Raw genomic sequence first — 17995 nt, forward strand, 5'->3', positions numbered from 1 at the left:
ATCGTTGAGCACTTGGTGCCGACATCCTGTCCCGAAAGCGCGGATTGAACAATAGATGGAGTTTCAATTGAGCATTCTGCTCAGCTTACTCACGCCGTACTGGGCACCGCCTGAGCACGATGCCAGATCGATGTGACCACCACCACATTCACCATCCCGCGGGCCAGTGCGCGTCGGGCGGCCTCGAGCGCATGGCATCGCGTCCAGTCGACGCCGGTTCGTTCAGGTTGGCGAACGAACCCGAGACTGCCGCGCTCACTCCGCGTCGCTTCACCCGAACCGACAACAAGCACGCGAACTACCGCGCCTACTCGGTGACGCCCCACCCGGACAACAAGCACCGCGCCCGGCTTTCCTCGATCAGGAAGCAGTTCGGCGGCCGTCGAGAACACCGGCGCGGGCTGAAGAAGCGCGGCAGCCCGCTGAGCCCATACCCAGAGGTCGCAGGTTCGAAGCCTGTCCCGCTACTGGGAAAATCGACCCGGAGCCACTGACTCCGGGGCCATTTCGGTTTGCCCGTTCCACACCTCGGCATTCGGCAGCTCGGGCCTCTCCCGTCCGCCCAGAGAACGCGACTCGGCGAACTCCCGCGCGTCCCGCGATATCTGAGCGAAATGCATTGTGACCACGGCATTCACATTGGTAGCACTTCCGAATATATCGCTTGGTTACCCGAATACCGCCACTCCCCATTACCCTTCTCTCTGCTCGACGAAAGTTATTGCGTCGCCGTTCTTTCAGTGACTAGGGTTACTCGGGACATTCGGCCCATGCCGGTTCTCGAACCTGGCACCGGCCGGTTCCGCACGGCGGCAGCGATGCCCAGAGGTAGGCAAGATCATCGGTGATAAGCAGCAGAATTCAACGGCTATTACCGACCGGCATGTGGTCCCGCCCCCTCGGCGTCCGAACCAGGTTGCTGGCGATCGTCCTCATCCCCAGCGTCGCGCTGCTCGGGCTCGGCATCGGCGCCACCTGGTATCTGGTGAAAGCCGGTCGCAATGCGGCGTCTTGGGCCGAGCTGGCCAGTTCCGTCACCACCCCGGCGATCCTGATGATCGAGGCGTTCCAGGAGGAACGTCGCGCCTCGCTGCTGCACTTGGCGGGCGACGACGACGCGACCAACACGCTGTCCGCCGCCCGCAAGAATTCCGACGAGGCGCTGGCCGCGCTGGGCGCCCTGGGCGAGACCGCTTCTGAACTGCGTCCAGACCTCGCGGGCGATATCGACAGCTACGACGTGCTCTACCAGCAGCTGCCCACTCTGCGCGGCGGCGTCGACGCGCACGCCGTGCCTTCGGCGCAGGTATTCCTCGCCTTCAACCAGATCATCGACACCATCGTGCTCGCCTCGCTGCTGGCCGCCGAGGTGGCGCCGGACGCCGAGATCGCCGTCGAGCTGTACAAGGGTGTGCACGCGCTGCGCGCGGCCGAAGCGGTATCGCGGGCGAGCGCGATCGGCTCGGCGGCGCTCATCTCGGAGCAGATCACCCCCGAACAGCTGACCGACTTCAGCCGCTACGTCGGCGACGGCCGCGGCGAGGTCACCTACGCGACAACGGTGCTGAGCGGAAAGCGCCAAGCACAGCTTCAGGAGATCACAGCCAGCCCCACCTGGCGGCAGCTGACCGCGATGGAAGACGCGATCATCCAGCGCGGCACTCGCAGCGGCGAGTCCGACGGTTCCACCGCCGACACTTCCGGCAGGCAGTCCACCTCCCGCACCACCCGCGCGGCCGACACCCCGTCGCCGCTGCCGCTCGGCATCGGCGAATGGCAGCAGTCCGCCACCGCCGTGCGCTCGCAGCTGCTGAAGCTGTGGGAGGACCAGAGCCGCGACGCTCACCGCACCGCGGAGAGCACCGGCGAGGAGATCGCCCGCAACTCCCTCTACGGCGGCCTCGCCGTGCTCGCGGTGACGCTGCTGGCCTTCCTCGCCGCGCTGCTGCTCGCCAACCGCTTCATCGGCCGCATGCACCGGTTGCGCCGCGACACCCTGGAACTCGCCGACGAGCGCCTGCCGGAGACCATCCGCAGGCTCGGCGAGGGCGACCAGGTCGACCCGCAGGAGGTCGCGCGCCTGGACTACGGCGGCGACGAGATCGGTCAGGTGGCCGACGCGTTCAACCGCGCCCACGTGGCGGCGGTGTCGGCCGCGGTCGCCGAATCGAAGACGCGGGCGGGCGTCGCCGCGGTCTTCCTCAATATCGCGCACCGCAGCCAGGTGATGGTGCACCGTCAGCTGGCGCTGCTGGACAAGGCCGAACGCGAGGAGGAGAACCCCGCCCGCCTCGACCTGCTCTTCCAGCTCGACCACCTGGCCACCAGGGCACGGCGCAACGCCGAGAACCTCGTCATCCTCGGCGGCGAACAGCCGGGTCGTCGCTGGCGCAACCCGGTGCCGCTGATCGAAGTGGTGCGCAGCGCGGTCGCGGAAAGCCTGGACTACACCAGGATTCAGATCGGCAAGCTGCCCGAGGTACGCGTGTCGGGCACCTCGGTGGCCGACCTCATCCACCTCATCGCCGAGCTGACCGACAACGCGACCGCCTTCTCCCCGCCGGAATCGCGGGTCGAGGTGACGGGCACGCTGGTCGGCAAGGGCGTCGCCATCGAGATCACCGATCAGGGGCTCGGCATGCCGGAAGCCGAACTGGCCGAACGCAATGCCGTGCTGGCCTCGCCGCCGGACTTCAGCGTCGCCACGCTCTCCAGCGATGCCCGCCTCGGCCTGTTCGTGGTCGGGAAACTGGCCGCGCGGCACGGCATCTCGGTGCGGCTGACCGAATCCGACTACGGCGGCGTGAAAGCCATCGTGCTGGTGCCGACCACGCTGATCGCCACGGGGCAGGAGCCCCCGCGCGAGCAAGCCGCCCGCGAACCGCACGCGCTGGCGAGCAACGGGACGTTCAACGGGTTCGCACCGGTCCCCGCTCTCGCCGCGCAGAGCCCCGCGCCAGTTGCCGCCGTCGACACCGGTTCCGGCGATCGACCGGCCCTGCCCAAGCGTCGTCGCGAGACGTCCGCCGGGCCGTCCGCCAGCACGAACGGCGCCGCCGCCACCCGGCCGCGCACCGCCGAGGAGGCGCGCACACTCATGTCGGCCATCGAGAACGGAACCCGGCAGGGTCGCCTGAACCGCGTCGACAACCCGACAGCAACGACCTCCAACCCGCAGGAAGGTGCCGGTGACGACCTCCAAGCCACGTAGTCTCGACTGGTTGCTCGATGATCTCGTCGAACGGCTGCTCGACGTCCGCTATGCCGTCGTGCTGTCGACCGACGGACTGCTCCTCGGCCACAGCACGGCGATGAATCGCTCGGACGCGGAACGCTTCTGCGCGATGGCCTCCACCCTGCACGGCGTGGCGCGCAGCGCGGGCAGCCATTTCGACGCGGGCGGGGTCTGCCAGACGGTGGTGGAACTCGATCGCGCGGTGCTGTTCATCACGGCGGCGGGCGACAACGCGTGCCTCGCGGTGCTCACCGCGGAGAACGCCAACATGGGCATGGTCGCCTACGAGATGAACCAGACCGTGCAGCGCGTCGGCGCGCACCTATCCGTCGACCCGCGCCCGCAACAGCTCGACGGGGTCGGTTCGCGACGGCCATGAGCGACCGGCGGGAGTCCTGGTTCGACGAGGAGGCGGGCCCCCTCGTCCGCCTCTACGCGGTCACGGGAGGGCGCTCCGGCGGCGGCCGACCCGAGCTGAACATGCTCACGCTCGTGGTGCGCGCCGGATCGCGGACGCTACGCCGCAACGAACCCGAGTACGCCGAGATCGTGCGGCTGGCCCGCGAACCGCAGTCCATCGCCGAGCTGGCCGCGCAGCTGAACCTGCCGCTGACCTCGACCAAGATCCTGGTCGGTGACCTCATCGATGACGGTTTGCTGAACTTCCGCGATCCCGAACCGACGCCGGAGGCGGGGCCGCGGGACATGGATGTGTTGCGCGCGGTGCTCAAAGGAATCAAGGCGCTGTAGCGGCTCAACTCAACCGGGCGGCAAGACGTTTGGCGTTCATATAGGCGATCGCCTCGATCGACACCATGGGGTTCACCCCGGACGCCGTCGGGAAGCAAGAGGCATCCGCGACGACGATATTGGGCACCTCCCAGGTCGCGCCGTCCGGATCCGCCGCCGACATCGCCCGCGAGCCGCCCATCCGCGCCGAGCCCATGATGTGCAGCGCTCCCATCCCGCAGCGGCCGGGTCCGTATCCGGCGGCGAGGCAGGCCGCGACGAATTCCGCGTGCGAGCCGCTGACGCCGGGTTCGTAGGTAGCTCCGGCCTGATGCCCGGAGAAGACGCGCTTCGCGCCCGCGGCTTCGAGAATGCTGGCGGCGCCCGCGATTCCGGTGTGCAGGTGGGCGCGGTCGCGCTCGGAGAGCTTGTAGCGCACGACCGGTTCGCCGGAACGGTCCACCGTGACGCGCCCATGGTCGCGGTCGCGGGTGATCACGCCGACGGCCGCGGTGCGGGCCAGATCCAGCATGGCCGCGCGGTGCTCGGCCGCGCCGCGCCAGTTCATGAAGCCGACCAGCAGACCGGGGTGCAGCGGGCCGGTCTCGTAGATCACGCCGTAGCCGTGCTGGTCCAGATCGCTGTGCTTGCGCGAGATCCTGGTCTGCAGCCCGCCCTCCCACGGCCTGATCTCCTCGTCGAAGACGCCGAACACCGCCGAGGCCGGGTGCAGGCGCAGGTAATCGCCGATGTTCTTGTTCCGCAACCCCGATCGGCGCAACAGCGCGGGCGTCTGGATGGCGCCCGCGGCGACCACCACGGCGCGGGCACGGACCGTGAATTCCGCGCCCTCGGCGGTCACGGCCTGGACGCCTTCGGCCCGACCGCCCTTCACCTCGACGCGCCGGACGTCGGCGCCGACCACGAGCCGGGCGCCGCGCTCGGCCGCGTCGGCGAGCCAGGTCTTGGTGACCGTCTGCTTCGCGCCGAGCCGACAGCCGTAGCCGCAGCGTCCGCACTCGACGCCCGCGTCGCACGCGTCGGTGACATTGCGCGGCAGCGGGGCGACATCCCAGCCCAGCGCCGCGAGCCCACGTTCCAGCACGCCGTCGCGCGCGGAGCCCGGCGAGCGGTCGTAGGTGACGCCGAGCCGCCGCTCGACGGCGTCCAGCGCCGCGCCGTACTCGTCCTCGGCGAACTGGGTGGCGCCCAGGTTCGCCCATTCCGCGCGCACCTCGTCAGGGGTGCGCAGCGAGGTGCTCCAGTTGACGACCGTGCCGCCGCCCAGGCAGGTGCCCGCGACCAGCGTGAGCTGGCCCTCCGCGGTGGCCGACGGCCCCGGCGCGTACAGCCGCAGCAGCGCGTCGAGCTCGCCCGCGCCGAAATCGGCGTCGTCGTAGTATTCGCCGCGCTCCAGGACGATCACGTCCAGACCGGCCTCGGCGAGCACGGCGGCCGCGGCGCCGCCGCCCGCGCCGGAACCGACCACGACGACGTCGCAGTCGAGCGTCTCGTCCGCGCCGGGCCGCACCGGCCGCAAGGCGGGCTTCGGCGCGCCGGGCAACGGGCCGGGCGGAGCGGGATAGCCCATCTCCTTCCACAGCGGGTTGCTGCCGTCGGGTCCCGGCGTCGTGTAGTACGCGAGCAGCGCGGCCTGTTTGAGCGCCTGGAAGATCGCGCGCTTGGCCCCCAGCCGCGATTCGCCGAGTTCGAGCAGCAGCCGTTCGCGATCGGCCTGCGAGCGCGCGGAGAAACGTCGCGGACCCATGCCAGCGAGCAGACCGAAAACCGGGGAATCCCACAGGCCGAGCAGCGTCGCCAGCTGTTTGCGTTCGGCCTCGCGCGGATTGCGGTCGAGCAGCCGGAGCACCACGTCGGCGACGCCGAGCTCGGAGGCGGACGGCAGCGCGAGGCCGTCGCCCGGCGCGAAGGTGTCGCAGATCAGCTCCAGCGCCGCCCGCTGCCCTGCCGTGAGTTCCATGGTGTTCTCCCCGAGACCGAAAAGTGTGGCGGCGCAACCGGAATTACGGCTCACATAGTTTGACGAGCTCGAACCCTACTCTGGAGAATTACCGGCGTAAAGACCGATTTGCAAACCGTTGTCACGGAATTCCGTGATCACAGATAGCGAATGCCGAACAACTTGACGGGCTCGGTCGGCGACCAGGGTTCAGGGCGGTTCGGGTTGGCAGCGAGGGCAATAGTAGATGCCGCGTTCGCGCTGCGTGATGCGATCCGACGGCGGGGTCGTCTCGCCGAGCGGCCGCACCTCGATCCGCGTGCCGCACCGCTGGCAGGGCTGACGCTGGCGACCGTAGACCAACGCGCGCCACGGCGGACGGTGCGCGGCCTGGGTGAGGACGCGATGCGCCTCGTTGACCAGGGCCAGCAGATCCGGCACGTCACCGACCGGCATTGCCGGGTGCACTTTCCGCAGAAAGCAGACCTCGCTGCGGTAGATGTTGCCGATGCCAGCCAGATTGCGCTGATCCAGCAGGGCGAGGCCGACCGGTTGCGCTGGATGTCTTTCCAAGCGCCGAACCGCCTCGGCCGCATCCCAATTCGGGCCGAGCAGATCCGGGCCGAGGTGATCGGTCGCGGTGTGCTCGTCGGCCCGGCGCAGCACCTCGACGGTGCCGAGCGAGAAGCCGACGGCCTCGGTGTCGTCGGTACCGAGCACCACGCGCGCCGTCACCCGCGGCCGGGTCCAGCGCTCGCCCGCGCAGTAGGTGCGCCACACCCCCTCCATCTTCAGATGGGTGTGGATGCTCGCGTTGGTGGTGCGAATGAACAGGTGCTTGCCGTAGCTGCCGACCTCTTCGACCAGCTCGCCGACCAGATCCACCGTCGCATACCTCGGCACCCGGAAATCGCTGCGCACCAGCGTCTTTCCCACGAGCGCGAGCCGCAGGCGGTTCGCGGTCAGGAAGACCTTGTCACCCTCGGGCACGCACCGCTCCCCCCGTCATGGTTGTCTCCGCAGCCGCAGCCCGCGCGGCGTGGCGGAGAAGCCCGCCTCGGTGAGGAAGCCCGCGAAGGTGTTGCCGTGCACCGATTCTCCGTCCACCCGGTCGATCACGAGCGAGTCGACGCGGCGGCGCCGGACCAGCTCGGCGAGTTCGGCGGCGGCGGACTGGCGCGCGTTCGGGTCCTCGGTGAAGGTGAGCAGCGTCTTGCCGCCGCGCTCCAAGTAGAGCACGAGCTCGCCGTCCACCAGCACGACCAGCGCGCCCGCCTTACGACCAGGGCGGTGGCCACTGTCGCCGTCGCCCTTGGGCCAGCCGAGGGCCGCGCCGTACGGGTTCGCGGGGTCGCAGGCGGCCAGCGCCAGCGCCTTGCCCTGTTTCGCCGGATCGCCGGACCGGCCGCGTTCGGTGTCGAAGGAGCGCAACCGATCTACGACGTCGGTGGTGGAGAACTGCGCGCCGCCGAGCGAGTCGACGAAGTAACCGCGACGGCAGCGGCCGCGGTCCTCGAATTCGGTGAGCACCCGGTACATCAGCGCGAAACCGCCCGTCACACCCTCGTTCTGCACCGATCCCCTGGTCAGTACGCCATAACGCTCGAGCAGGGTGTCGGCGGTGGCGTGCGCGCGAATCGTGTTGTCGGCGACGCGTTCCGGCAGCAGCGACCAGCGCCCCGCGACGGCGGGCGGGCCGGACCGGGTCGGCATGGCCGGTCGGGGCAGGTAGGCGCGGCCGCGTGGCGCGCGGCGTGGAGTCCGGTGCGCCGTCGTGGTTCGCGAGGTACCCGCGAGCAGGGCGCGCACCGGCGCGAACGTGTCGCCGGAGACCACACCCGCCCACACCAGCTCCCACAGCGCGGCGGCCACCGCGGTGTCGTCGAGAAGGCCGGTGGAGTCGGAGAGTTGGCGGAAGAAGTACGCGCCGCCGCCGTGTACGACCGGGGGGAGACGAATGGGCTCGGAGCGCGGCGGGCCATCACCGGCCGGGGCCTGGTCCACGTCGCGCGGCACCGCGCCATCGGGTTTCGTCACACGGTCGGCGTCGAGCCGCATCGCGGCGTCCGGCTTCGTCGGCATGTCGTCGTCTAGCAGTACGACGTTGTCGCGGCGGCCCGGCGAGTCCGAGGCGAGCGGCGTCCGCGGCGCCAATGTCGCACCGAGCGCGTCGAGCAGCCGCAGGTGCACCTCGGACAGGTCGATCTCGTCCGGCGGCGCGAGCGTGAACGGGGCCTGGTCCGCCAGGTGCAGCGCGATCCATCCGTCCTTGGCGGTGATGGCGCCGTGTCCGGACCACACCACCTCGCCGGTGGCCATCAGCTCGTCCAGCATCGCGGGCGAATAGTCGCGGACGCGGGCGGGCAGGATCAGCGATTCCCACGCCGAGGCCGGAATGGGCACTCCGGCAAGCTGTTCCACCACGGCCGCGACGCCGTCGACGCCGCGCAGCTCGCCGGTCTCGACGTGCTGCCAGGACGGGAGGAAGCGCCCGAAGGCCGCGGTCGAGACCGGCTCGACCTCGTGCCGCGCCGCGGCGAGCGACCGCCGCCGCAACCGCCGCAGCACCTGGGTGTCGCACCACTCGGAACCGCTGGCACCCGGCGTGAATTCGCCTTCCACCGCCCGCTTTTCGGTCACCAGACGATGCAGCGCGGTGGCGGCGACCGCGGGGCCGATGCCGAAGCGTGCGGCGACGGCGTCGGTGGTGAACGGTCCGTGCGTGCGGGCGTAGCGGCCGACCAAGTCGCCGAGCGGGTCGGCGACCGGCTCGATGAACGCGGCGGGCGTGCCGATCGGCAGCGGGACCCCGAGCGCGTCGCGGAGGCGGGAGGCGTCCTCGACGGCTACCCACCAGGTCCGACCCGCGAACGAGACCTCCAGCGCGCGCCGAGCTTTGGCGAGTTCCGCGAACCAGGGCCGCGGGTCGCCGGGGGGTTCGTCGACGGCACCGAAATTCGCCGCCATCTCGTCGTCGCTCGGCCGCGCATCCTCATCACCGCGCGCCACCGGCGCACCGACGCAACGCAACGCCGCCTCTTCCGGCGTCAGCGGCCCGAGCAGCCGCAGGAGATCGGCCAACCCCTCCGCATCACGCGCACGGCGTTCGGGGGTGAGTCGTTGCAGTTCACGCTCGGTCTGTTCGAGCACAGCCGGATCTAGCAGCTCGCGCAGCTCGACGCGGCCAAGCAGCTCCGCCAGCAATCCGGAATCCAGCGAGAGCGCGGCGGCCCTTCGCTCGGCGAGCGGGCTGTCGCCCTCGTACATGAACTGGCCGATGTAGTCGAACAGCAGCGCGCTGGCGAACGGCGACGGCGTCGCGGTCTCCACCTCGACGAGCCGCACCTGCCTGCGCGCGACCCGGCCGAGCAGGTCGCGCAGGTTGGGCAGGTCGTAGACGTCGCGGAGGCATTCGCGCACCGTCTCCAGCAGGATCGGGAAGTCCGGGAACTTCCGCGCGACGTCCAGCAGCTGCGCCGAGCGTTGCCGCTGCTGCCACAGCGGTGCGCGCTTGCCCGGGTCGCGCCGCGGCAGCAGCAGGGCGCGCGCCGCGCATTCGCGGAACCGGGATGCGAAAAGGGCCGAGCCGCCGACCTGTTCGGTGACGATGTCGTCGATCTCGTCCTGGTCGAAGACGAACAACTCCGCGCCGGGCGGATCGTCGGTGGTGTCGGGCAACCGCACCACGATCCCGTCGTCGGAGGCGTTCGGCGCGGCGTCCACGCCGAACCGTTCGCGCAGCCGGGAGCCGACCGCCAGCGCCCACGGCGCGTGAACCGGCAGACCGTACGGCGAGTGCAAGACCAGCCGCCAGTCGCCGAGTTCGTCGCGGAACCGTTCGACGATCAGGGTCCGGTCGGTGGGCAGCTGGCCGGTCGCGCTGCGCTGATCTTCCAGCAGGGTCACAAGATTCGAAGTGGCGTTGTCGTCGAGTCCGGCGGCTCGGACGATGCGACCGAAACCATCGGTCTCCGCGGAACCGGCATTCCGCGCGGCGGCCTTCCGCGACCCGGACGGTGCGCCGTCACCCGCGGCCGACGGCTCGACCGACCTGGCCAGCGCCTCGGCGGACTCCCGGCCCGCTTTGCGAATGAATTCGCCCAGCGCCGCGCCCAATTCGGCGGGCCTGCCCAACCCGTCCCCGTGCCAGAACGGAAGTCGCCCCGGCTGCCCGAAAGCGGGCGTCACCAGGACCCGGTCGAAGGTGATCTCCTCGATCCGCCAACTGGTCGCGCCGAGGGCGAACACGTCGCCGACGCGGGATTCGTAGACCATCTCCTCGTCGAGTTCGCCGACCCGCGAATTCCGTTCGCCCACCATGTACACCGCGAACATGCCGCGATCCGGGATCGCGCCGCCGGAGGTCACCGCCAGTCGCTGCGCGCCGGGGCGGCCGGTGAGCGTGCCCGCGTCGCGATCCCACACCAGCCGTGGGCGCAGTTCGGCGAATTCGTCGGAGGGATAGCGACCGGAGAGCAGGTCGAGCACCGACTCGTAGGCCGAGCGCGGCAGTCCGGCGTAGCTGCCGGTCCCGCGCACCGTCTCGAACCAGGCGTCCACGTCGATGGGCTCGAGCGCGCAGGCCGCGACGGTCTGCTGGGCGAGGATGTCGAGCGGGTGGGCCGGGATCTGCAAGGCCTCGATCTGTCCCGTGACCATCCGCTGGGCGGCGACGGCGCAGTGGATGACGTCGGTGCGGTGCTTGGGAAACAGGACACCGCGGGAGATCTCGCCGACCTGGTGACCCGCCCTGCCGATGCGTTGCAGTCCGCTCGCCACCGAGGGCGGCGCTTCGACCTGCACGACGAGATCGACCGCGCCCATGTCGATGCCGAGTTCGAGACTGCTCGTCGCGACCACGCAACGCAGGCGCCCGCTCTTGAGGTCGTCTTCGATCAGCGCGCGCTGCTCCTTGCTGACCGACCCGTGGTGCGCGCGGGCGAGCAGTTGGTCGGCGCCGTGGATCACCTCGGTGGACGCGCCGAGCAGCGCGGGCGGCGCGTGCGCGGTGTCGATCGGATCGCCGAGCCGCGCCGAGTACGCCTCGTTCAGCCGGGCCGTGAGCCGTTCGGCGAGCCTGCGCGAATTCGCGAAGACGATCGAGGAGTTGTGGTCGAGCACCAAGTCCACGATGGCCTCGTCGACGTGCGGCCAGATCGAACCCGGCTGATCGGATTCGCCCGGCTCGGTCATGTCCGGCACCGGCACCCGCACCGACAGGTCGAAGGTCTTGGGCGCGGGCGGCGAGACGATGGTGATGGGCGCGTTGCCCACCAGGAACCGGCCGACCTCCTCCGGCGGCCGCACGGTGGCGGAGAGGCCGATGCGCTGGGCGGGCCGCTCGGTCAGCAGATCCAGCCTGGCCAGCGAGAGCGCCAGGTGCGAACCGCGTTTGGAACCGGCGATGGCGTGCACTTCGTCCACGATCACCGTCCGCACGGTGCGCAGGGTCTCGCGCGCGGCGGAGGTCAGCATGAGGAACAGCGACTCCGGCGTGGTGATCAGGATGTCGGGCGGGGTGCGTTGCATGGCGCGACGATCGGCGGCGCTGGTATCGCCCGAGCGCACGCCGACGGTGATGTCGGGCGGGTCGAGGCCGAGCCGTTTGGCGGTCTGTGTGACGCCGACCAGCGGCGCGCGCAGGTTTCGCTCGACGTCCACCGCGAGCGCCTTCAGGGGGGACACGTAGAGCACGGTGGTCCCCACGTGTTCGACCTTGCCGTCTTCGCTCGAACGACGCGTCCGGCGCTTCGGCGCGTCGTCCGGTCGCTCGCGTGCGGCGAGTTCATCGATCGCCCACAGGAACGCCGAGAGCGTCTTGCCGGAGCCGGTCGGCGCGACGACCAGGGTGTGTTCTCCGGCCGCGATGGCTTGCCACGCGCCGAGCTGGGCCGAGGTCGGCGCGGGGAACGCGCCGTCGAACCATTCCTGGGTCGCGCGGGTGAACATGGCGGTGGAGAACGTGGCCATGGGATCAGTGTGCACCCGAGCACCGACAGGCGACCGACCGCGAGGCGGCAACCGGCGGCTCGACGACACGGCGCCGACGAGACCTGGACGAAACCGACCGCGCCCCCGGCGCGCACCCCTAGCGTTACCCGAGAGCACACGACGAACAGACCGACAGGCCGGATAAGGGTCCGTCCGCCGTCGCCGGGTCGTACGCTTCGATCCGTGCAAAAGGTGCTGAGACTCGACCTGGTCAGCCATGGCATGACCGAGGCGATGCGAAAGGCACGTTTTCCAGTCGACGAATCCCTGACCGAGGCGGGCCGCCGCGCCATCTCCGCCTGCGCCCCGCTCACCGCCGCGCGTGTGCTGACCGGACCAGAACGCCGCACCGTCGAGACGGCGGCTCTGATGGGTCTGCCCGGCGAGGAAGACGCCCGGCTGCGCGACCTCGACGCGGGCGCGTGGCGCGGCGGCGAGCTCATGTCGGTGCCGCAAGACGAGCTCTACGCGTGGCTGACCAACCCGCAGTTCCGCGGCCACGGCGGGGAGTCGGTGCTGGACGTGATCGAGCGGACCAGGTACTGGATGGCCGAGATCGCCTCCGAGGGCAAGTCGACCATCGCGGTGACCCATCCCGCGGTGATCCGCGCCGCGCTGCTGGTGACGCTGGACGCCCCGCCGAAATCGTTCTGGCGGATCGACATTCCGCCCGGCAGTGTCACCCGCCTGCATTACCGCGGCGAGTGGACGCTGCATTTTCCGCCGTGAGCGCGTCGATCATTCCGCGCCGAGCGGCGTAGACCGTTCGGCGACGCTCAGCAACAGTCGCACCGCGTCGGTGATCAGCCGCGTCGACAGGGACGGGTCGATGGCGCGCTGAATGCCCAGGCCGAGACCGAGACTCAGCACCGTGGACGCCGCGTCCTCCGCCGGCATCGGCAAGTCCAAGCGGAGACTGTCGGCCAGTGTCTGCAATTGCGCGGCCACCGCGCCGCGCACCGCGCCGAGGTTGGACACCAGCGCGGCGCGCAGCTCGGGATCGTCGCGAGAGAGCGTGGCGAATTCGAACTCGAGCATCGTCCAGCCGACGTCGCCGAGGGTGCGCTCGGCCCAGTCCTGAAGTCGCGCCAGCCGCTCTTCCAAGCTCTCGTCCGCGGCGACCAGTTCCGAGACCTCGCCGAACTTGGTGGCGTGGATGTCCTCGAGCACCTCGAGGCACAGCTCCTTCTTGGTGCGGAAGTTGGAGTAGACCGCGCCCTTGGAGTACCCGGCCTCCTCCGCGACGCGCTCCATCGAGGTCTTCGCATAACCGTCGGCGAGGAAGAGATCGCGCGCGGTCGCGATCAGATCGGCCCTGGTGCGGGCCTGACTCTCGGACCTGGTCAGTCGTGCCATGCCCGCGATTCTACGTACTCTCAGATTTCGGATACCGAGAGAATTTGAATTCTGATAGTGTGCGAAACCATGAGTAACAAGAACGGGCCACAGCGACGTGGTCTGGCCATCGGTTGCGGCGGGACGGTCGGCGCGGCATGGATCGTCGCCGCGCTCGCCGCGGTGCGCGACGTGCTCGACTGGGATCCGCGCGAGGCCGACGTCCTGCTCGGCACCTCGGCGGGCGCGGAGATGGTGACCATGCTCGGCAGCGGCATCGACGTCGACGAGCTGGTCGCCATGCAGGAAGGCCGGAGCACCAATCCGGCGCTGCTCGCGCACATGCGCGACGAACCTGGCCGTTTCCCGCCGCTGCCCCGCCCCGGCCTCGGCGCACCGAGGCTGACTCTGCGCGGTGCGGGATCCGGGCAGCGACTGCTCACCGCGGGCAGCGGCCTACTGCCGATCGGCGGCGGTGACGCCGGATGGTTGCAGCGGCTCGCCGAGCGCCTGAACCCGGACCGCACCTGGGTGCCGCATCCGGCGACCTGGCTGGTGAGCATGGATCACGCGACGGCGGTGCGAGTTCCGTTCGGCGCGCCCGACGCACCCGACGCCACCCTCGGCGCGGCGCTGCGCGCGTCCTGGGCGATTCCCGGCTGGTTCCCGCCGGTCCCGATCGCCGGACGCCGGTTCGTGGACGGCGGCGCCGGATCCACCGCGTCCGTCGACCTGCTCGCCGGGCTGGGATTGGACGAGGTCGTGGTGCTCGCGCCGATGGCCTCCGCGTCGCGGGTGCCCGCCACCGGCCCCGGCCACTTCCTCGAGCGTCAACTCCGCGACCGGATGAGCGCTCAGCTCGCCGCGGAGATCGCCCAGCTGCGCGCCGCGGGCACCCGCGTGCTGATGCTCGGCGCGACCGCCGAGGACCTCGCGGTGATGGGCCCGAACTTCATGGACGGCCGTCGCCGTCTCGACACCTTCCGGCACAGCCTGCGCAGCACCCGCCGCGCCCTCGAACAAGGAGTCTTCGCGTGAGAATTCTCGGTCACGGTTATCCCGCCATCGAGCTACGGGACGCCCAGGTGCTGATCACCGGCGGTGGTCGCGGTATCGGCCAGTCCACCGCCCAATTGTTCGCCGACGCCGGAGCCCACGTCGCCATCGCCGACGTCGACATCGCCGCGGGCGAGGCGGCCGCCGCGGCCATCGGCGCCCGCGCCTTCGAGCTCGACGTGCGCGCCCGCGACCAGTGGGACAAGGTCGTCGCCGAGCTCGGCCGCGTCGACATCCTGGTCAACAACGCGGGCGTGATGCCCGCGGGCGCGTTCCTCGACGAGCCGGACGCGATCGGCCGCGCCACCTTCGACATCAACGTCTGGGGATTGATCCACGGCATGCGCGCGGTGGTTCCCGGGATGGTCGAGCGCGGGAGCGGGCACGTCGTGAACGTCGCCTCGCTGGCGGGCAAGATCCCGATCGCCGGCCTGGCCGTCTACAACGCGAGCAAGTTCGCCGCCGTGGGTCTTTCTGCCGCAACGCGTCTGGAGTTCGCCGAGCGCGGTGTCAGCGTCAGCTGCGTGCTGCCGTCGGCGGTGCGGACCAGGTTGTCCTCGGGGCTGACGCTCGGTCGCGGGATGCCGACAGTGGACCCGGAAGACGTGGCCGCCGCGATCGTCGGGACCTTGCAGACACGCAAAGCCGAGGTGGCCGTACCGAATTACCTCGGGGGCATCGATCTCGCACTTGCCGCCGCACCGGAGCGGGCGGTTCAGCTGGTCCGAAAACTGTTCGACGGCAATCGCGCGCTCCATCCCGCCGACGCCGAGGTTCGGGAGAAGTACGAGGAAGAGGTTCGCTCGATCACGAAGTGAGCCGACCGAGCCCCCACGACCGTGACTACCGGGCATCGGCGCGGGGCTCGAACCTCCTTGCTCGCAATCGCTTCGACACAAACACCGCACGCAGCGCAGCCGCCCCGTCCAGCAGAGCTCGCGAGCGAGCGTCGACATTCACGTCCCGCGCCGCCAACGCGGACGCGATCTCGTTCCCTGCGATCACTTCGACGCGAGCAGCGCACCGAGTGCGGCCGAGCCGTCGAGCAGAGCTCGCGAGCGAGCGTCTATGTTCGCGTCCCGCGCGGCCAGCGCGGAGGAGATTTCGTTCCACCGGTTCGCCCTGCGCAGTTCCGGCATCAACGCCTGCAGCGGGGCGATCCGGTAACCGGCCATCCGCAGCTGGTGGACGATACGCGCGTCCCGGACGTCCCTCGGCGCGTACTCGCGCGCGCCCCCCGGCGTGCCGCGTCGCGGGATGAGGAGCCCTTCGGCTTCCCAGTGTCTGAGTGTCGACGTCCGCACGCCCAATGCGTCCGCCAGTTCGGCGATGGTCATCGAGTCCGTCGGCCGGACGTCGTCCACCGACTCGACGGAGATGGCGGCGGCCGCCCGCTTCGCCATCTCCAATTCCTCGCGCTCGGTCGCGAGCCGGGCATGCGCGGAGTCCAAGAGCGCAAGCAAGTCCGAATCCGGATACCCGTGCGCGGCCCGCATGATCCGCTTCGCCTCGACCGGCCCCGCTCCGGCCGCGAGCGCGCGATAGGCCAGCGCGCAACGCAGGTGCGTCTCCGTGTAGGTCCGATAGCCCGCGGCGGTGCGCGTCGCGGGCGGCAGGACGCCGTCGCGCTCGAGGTTGCGCACCTGCTGCACGGAACAGCCCGCCCCTCTCGCGACATCGACCGTTCGCAGACCTGGCGATTTGCGACTTCTCATCGCTGTATCTCGGAATTCTCACGGCGAAGTCTCCACAAACACATGAATGAAACGCTAGAACACATGCAGAGGAACGAGATCATCGAATTCGTCCGAGGGCTCGACGGCGTCCTGACACTCGAGCCGCACCCCGGCGACGGCTCACCCGAGATCGCCTGGGGCGACACGTTCTTCTATTACGCCCCCGACAACGTCGTCCCCCGAACCCAACCCTTCGCCACCATCGTGACCAAGGACTACCCCGACGACGCGACCTCGCGCCTGAACCGACCCGACACCTTCCGAGTGAACTTCTTCGCCGGAAAAGACGCCTTCCTCGACCGGCCCGGCCGCACACCCCGCGATCCCGCCCCGGCCGACACCGATCCGAGCGCAACCGACACCCTCATCGCACACCCGGTCTACGGAAGCCAGGGCTGGCTCGCCGTCGTGAATCCGGGCCTGCGAACGGAAACCGCTGTGCGCGAACTACTTCGAGCCGCCCACGACCTCGCCCGCTCCCGTTTCGAGCGCCGCTCCGGGAACGATCGAGCCGACTGGTGATGTACACGCGGTGCCGCCGATCCCACCGGCCACGCTCATGGCGATCACCCTGCCTCATACCCATCGGGTTGCGCACCCTGCGGCGGTCAGCCGCGTGGGAACCCTAGATCTGGTTCACCCTCGAAGGTGTACTCGCCCGTGGCCTCGAGCACGCGGCCCGCAAAGGTCATGGCCTCGATGAGCGCCTGCACTGAATCCACCCCGAAGAGGGCGCGGGTCGCCGGTTCAGCCTCGATCCCGTCCACGCGCACCGGGCAGTAGTAGCCGCCACCCTCGGCCTGCTGCGGCTTGCCGAACACGACGGTCACGGAATCCTCACCCTTGCGGAGTTCTCGCGTCGCGATGGGCTCACCGAGTTCCCAGGTCGTCATGCCCGCCACCCTATGCCCGCGAGGCGGCGAGCAGGGCGACGACATCGGGCGGGTCTTTCGGGCTCCCCGCCGCCCACCGGTACGGCGTCTTGGCCTTGCCCGCCAAGCAATCGGCGTACCACCGGTTGATGGCCTCCCAGCAGACTCGGGACTGTCGCCGCTGGCATTCCGGCACCAGCGTGTTGTAGTAGTGCCGGTCGCACGACTCCGTGTCAACACCGTTGACCTGCACGATCTTCGCGCAGCGTGGCATGACCGCGCCCGAGGTGGCCCCGACGGTGGGTGTCGTCAGGACGGAGGACAACAGGCCAATGCAGATAAACGCGAACAGGTTTCGCATGATTACTCCAAGAAGCGCAGTGATGGATGGGTCGGCGTTGAAGCGGTGGCCCGGATAGGCAGCGGAGCAGATCTCGTTCCCTCGTTTCGCGCGGCGCACACGCGCGAACGTCGAGTGCCTGCCCTTCGATGCCAGGCATTGGGTGGTCGGGTGGCCGAAGCGGATGCGCGGTGTGCGCCGGGGTTTCGAGCGGACTTGATGCGGTAGCCCTGGCGGGCGAGGCGGTCCTGGATCTGCTGCACGCTGGGGCTTGTCGGTTCATCCTCGGCACGGAGACCGAGGGCGAGGATGACGGCGATCAACACGGCCAAGGCGACCAGAACGAGCAGATCGTCTTGCAGCAGATTCATTTCGGAGCCTCCAGGGTGAAGCTGTGGACGGGCCGCAGCGTGCGCTGACCGTCGACGGCTTCGGCGACTAGATCGGCCCAGCGAGTGGCGAGGTAGCCGACGTGTGACCACGCTTGGTGAAGCTCGTCGGCGGTGTGGTCGGCGAGGAGGACGAGTTCGGCGGTGACGTGCGCGGCGGCCATGTCATCGACCGCTTGGCCGTACCCGGTCGTCTGCGCCCATGGTTGGCACGGTTGGACGTGCACGGCCACCCAGTTGTCGATCAGTGTGCGCAGGTCGCTGCGCCGGGCGTCGATCCGGGTTTGGCTGGTGGGGTGAGCGATTCGTGTTTGGTGTAGGTGAGCAAGTGCGTGTGCCCAGCGCAGAACAA

General features: G+C 69.9%; 16 protein-coding genes. 7 read left to right on the forward strand and 9 right to left on the reverse strand.

Going from position 1 to position 17995, the window contains the following annotated elements; all coding sequences use genetic code 11:
- Positions 1–883: 883 nt before the first annotated feature.
- Genes AB0H49_RS13940 through AB0H49_RS13950 form a run of 3 tightly spaced genes read left to right on the forward strand, consistent with a single transcriptional unit; the run spans position 884 to position 3985 of the window.
- Positions 884–3211 carry a nitrate- and nitrite sensing domain-containing protein gene (locus AB0H49_RS13940; RefSeq protein ID WP_357251111.1) on the forward strand — a complete coding sequence of 776 codons (2328 nt, stop codon included), beginning with the start codon at positions 884–886 and terminating at the stop codon, positions 3209–3211.
- Positions 3189–3614, forward strand: coding sequence for a roadblock/LC7 domain-containing protein (locus AB0H49_RS13945; protein WP_141807197.1), 426 nt, complete (start codon positions 3189–3191; stop codon positions 3612–3614). Before AB0H49_RS13940 ends, AB0H49_RS13945 begins: the two co-directional genes overlap by 23 nt.
- The gene (locus tag AB0H49_RS13950) at positions 3611–3985 is read left to right on the forward strand and encodes a DUF742 domain-containing protein (RefSeq protein WP_354999964.1); all 375 of its coding nucleotides are present in this window, start codon (positions 3611–3613) and stop codon (positions 3983–3985) included. The genes AB0H49_RS13945 and AB0H49_RS13950 overlap by 4 nt, the downstream gene beginning before the upstream one ends.
- Positions 3986–3989: 4 nt before the next feature.
- Here AB0H49_RS13950 and AB0H49_RS13955 read toward each other — a convergent pair whose 3' ends face one another.
- The 3 genes from AB0H49_RS13955 to AB0H49_RS13965 form a co-directional block, all read right to left on the reverse strand.
- The gene (locus AB0H49_RS13955; RefSeq protein WP_354999965.1) at positions 3990–5945 is read right to left on the reverse strand and encodes an FAD-dependent oxidoreductase; all 1956 of its coding nucleotides are present in this window, start codon (positions 5943–5945) and stop codon (positions 3990–3992) included.
- 189 nt (positions 5946–6134) lie between these two features.
- On the reverse strand, positions 6135–6914 hold the full coding sequence (locus tag AB0H49_RS13960) for a DNA-formamidopyrimidine glycosylase family protein (protein ID WP_354999966.1): 780 nt from the start codon (positions 6912–6914) through the stop codon (positions 6135–6137).
- Between the two features lie 15 nt (positions 6915–6929).
- Positions 6930–11894, reverse strand: coding sequence for an ATP-dependent helicase (locus AB0H49_RS13965; RefSeq protein ID WP_357251116.1), 4965 nt, complete (start codon positions 11892–11894; stop codon positions 6930–6932).
- A 204-nt stretch (positions 11895–12098) separates the two neighbouring features.
- Here AB0H49_RS13965 and AB0H49_RS13970 point away from each other — a divergent pair, with 204 nt between their 5' ends.
- Positions 12099–12644, forward strand: coding sequence for a histidine phosphatase family protein (locus tag AB0H49_RS13970; RefSeq protein WP_354999968.1), 546 nt, complete (start codon positions 12099–12101; stop codon positions 12642–12644).
- A gap of 9 nt (positions 12645–12653) precedes the next feature.
- Here the strand turns inward: AB0H49_RS13970 and AB0H49_RS13975 are convergent, their stop codons facing one another.
- The gene (locus AB0H49_RS13975) at positions 12654–13271 is read right to left on the reverse strand and encodes a TetR/AcrR family transcriptional regulator (protein ID WP_357251119.1); all 618 of its coding nucleotides are present in this window, start codon (positions 13269–13271) and stop codon (positions 12654–12656) included.
- 69 nt (positions 13272–13340) lie between these two features.
- Between AB0H49_RS13975 and AB0H49_RS13980 the strand changes: the two genes are divergently transcribed.
- Positions 13341–14288, forward strand: coding sequence for a patatin-like phospholipase family protein (locus AB0H49_RS13980; protein ID WP_357251122.1), 948 nt, complete (start codon positions 13341–13343; stop codon positions 14286–14288).
- Positions 14285–15124, forward strand: a complete 840-nt coding sequence (locus tag AB0H49_RS13985) for an SDR family oxidoreductase (protein ID WP_354999971.1) — start codon at positions 14285–14287, stop codon at positions 15122–15124. Before AB0H49_RS13980 ends, AB0H49_RS13985 begins: the two co-directional genes overlap by 4 nt.
- Positions 15125–15307: 183 nt before the next feature.
- On the opposite strand, the gene AB0H49_RS13990 is transcribed toward AB0H49_RS13985, so the two are convergent.
- Positions 15308–16021, reverse strand: a complete 714-nt coding sequence (locus AB0H49_RS13990) for a MerR family transcriptional regulator (RefSeq protein ID WP_357251125.1) — start codon at positions 16019–16021, stop codon at positions 15308–15310.
- A gap of 63 nt (positions 16022–16084) precedes the next feature.
- On the opposite strand from AB0H49_RS13990, the gene AB0H49_RS13995 reads away from it, so the two are divergent.
- The gene (locus AB0H49_RS13995) at positions 16085–16564 is read left to right on the forward strand and encodes a DUF6194 family protein (protein ID WP_357251128.1); all 480 of its coding nucleotides are present in this window, start codon (positions 16085–16087) and stop codon (positions 16562–16564) included.
- Between the two features lie 86 nt (positions 16565–16650).
- On the opposite strand, the gene AB0H49_RS14000 is transcribed toward AB0H49_RS13995, so the two are convergent.
- From AB0H49_RS14000 to AB0H49_RS14015, 4 genes are read right to left on the reverse strand one after another with little or no spacing between them, the layout of a single operon-like run.
- Entirely contained in the window at positions 16651–16935 is a 285-nt protein-coding gene (locus AB0H49_RS14000; protein ID WP_357251131.1) for a hypothetical protein, read from the reverse strand.
- 10 nt (positions 16936–16945) lie between these two features.
- A complete protein-coding gene (locus AB0H49_RS14005; RefSeq protein ID WP_357251134.1) occupies positions 16946–17239 on the reverse strand; it encodes a hypothetical protein in 294 nt (97 codons plus the stop codon).
- 38 nt (positions 17240–17277) lie between these two features.
- Complete coding sequence (locus tag AB0H49_RS14010; protein WP_357251136.1) at positions 17278–17625, reverse strand: hypothetical protein; 348 nt, start codon at positions 17623–17625, stop codon at positions 17278–17280.
- Positions 17622–17876: a hypothetical protein gene (locus tag AB0H49_RS14015; RefSeq protein WP_357251139.1), complete on the reverse strand. Its 255-nt coding sequence runs from the start codon at positions 17874–17876 to the stop codon at positions 17622–17624. Before AB0H49_RS14015 ends, AB0H49_RS14010 begins: the two co-directional genes overlap by 4 nt.
- Between the last annotated feature and the right edge of the window lie 119 nt (positions 17877–17995).

This window comes from Nocardia sp. NPDC050713 (assembly GCF_040654315.1).
Taxonomy (GTDB): domain Bacteria; phylum Actinomycetota; class Actinomycetes; order Mycobacteriales; family Mycobacteriaceae; genus Nocardia.

Coding starts and splice junctions, on each gene's coding strand:
- AB0H49_RS13940 (WP_357251111.1), top strand. CDS start 884: ATGTGGTCCCGCCCCCTCGGCGTCCGAACCAGGTTGCTGGCGATCGTC.
- AB0H49_RS13950 (WP_354999964.1), top strand. CDS start 3,611: ATGAGCGACCGGCGGGAGTCCTGGTTCGACGAGGAGGCGGGCCCCCTC.
- AB0H49_RS13955 (WP_354999965.1), bottom strand. CDS start 5,945: ATGGAACTCACGGCAGGGCAGCGGGCGGCGCTGGAGCTGATCTGCGAC.
- AB0H49_RS13965 (WP_357251116.1), bottom strand. CDS start 11,894: ATGGCCACGTTCTCCACCGCCATGTTCACCCGCGCGACCCAGGAATGG.
- AB0H49_RS13975 (WP_357251119.1), bottom strand. CDS start 13,271: ATGGCACGACTGACCAGGTCCGAGAGTCAGGCCCGCACCAGGGCCGAT.
- AB0H49_RS13980 (WP_357251122.1), top strand. CDS start 13,341: ATGAGTAACAAGAACGGGCCACAGCGACGTGGTCTGGCCATCGGTTGC.
- AB0H49_RS13990 (WP_357251125.1), bottom strand. CDS start 16,021: ATGAGAAGTCGCAAATCGCCAGGTCTGCGAACGGTCGATGTCGCGAGA.
- AB0H49_RS13995 (WP_357251128.1), top strand. CDS start 16,085: ATGCAGAGGAACGAGATCATCGAATTCGTCCGAGGGCTCGACGGCGTC.
- AB0H49_RS14000 (WP_357251131.1), bottom strand. CDS start 16,935: ATGACGACCTGGGAACTCGGTGAGCCCATCGCGACGCGAGAACTCCGC.
- AB0H49_RS14010 (WP_357251136.1), bottom strand. CDS start 17,625: ATGAATCTGCTGCAAGACGATCTGCTCGTTCTGGTCGCCTTGGCCGTG.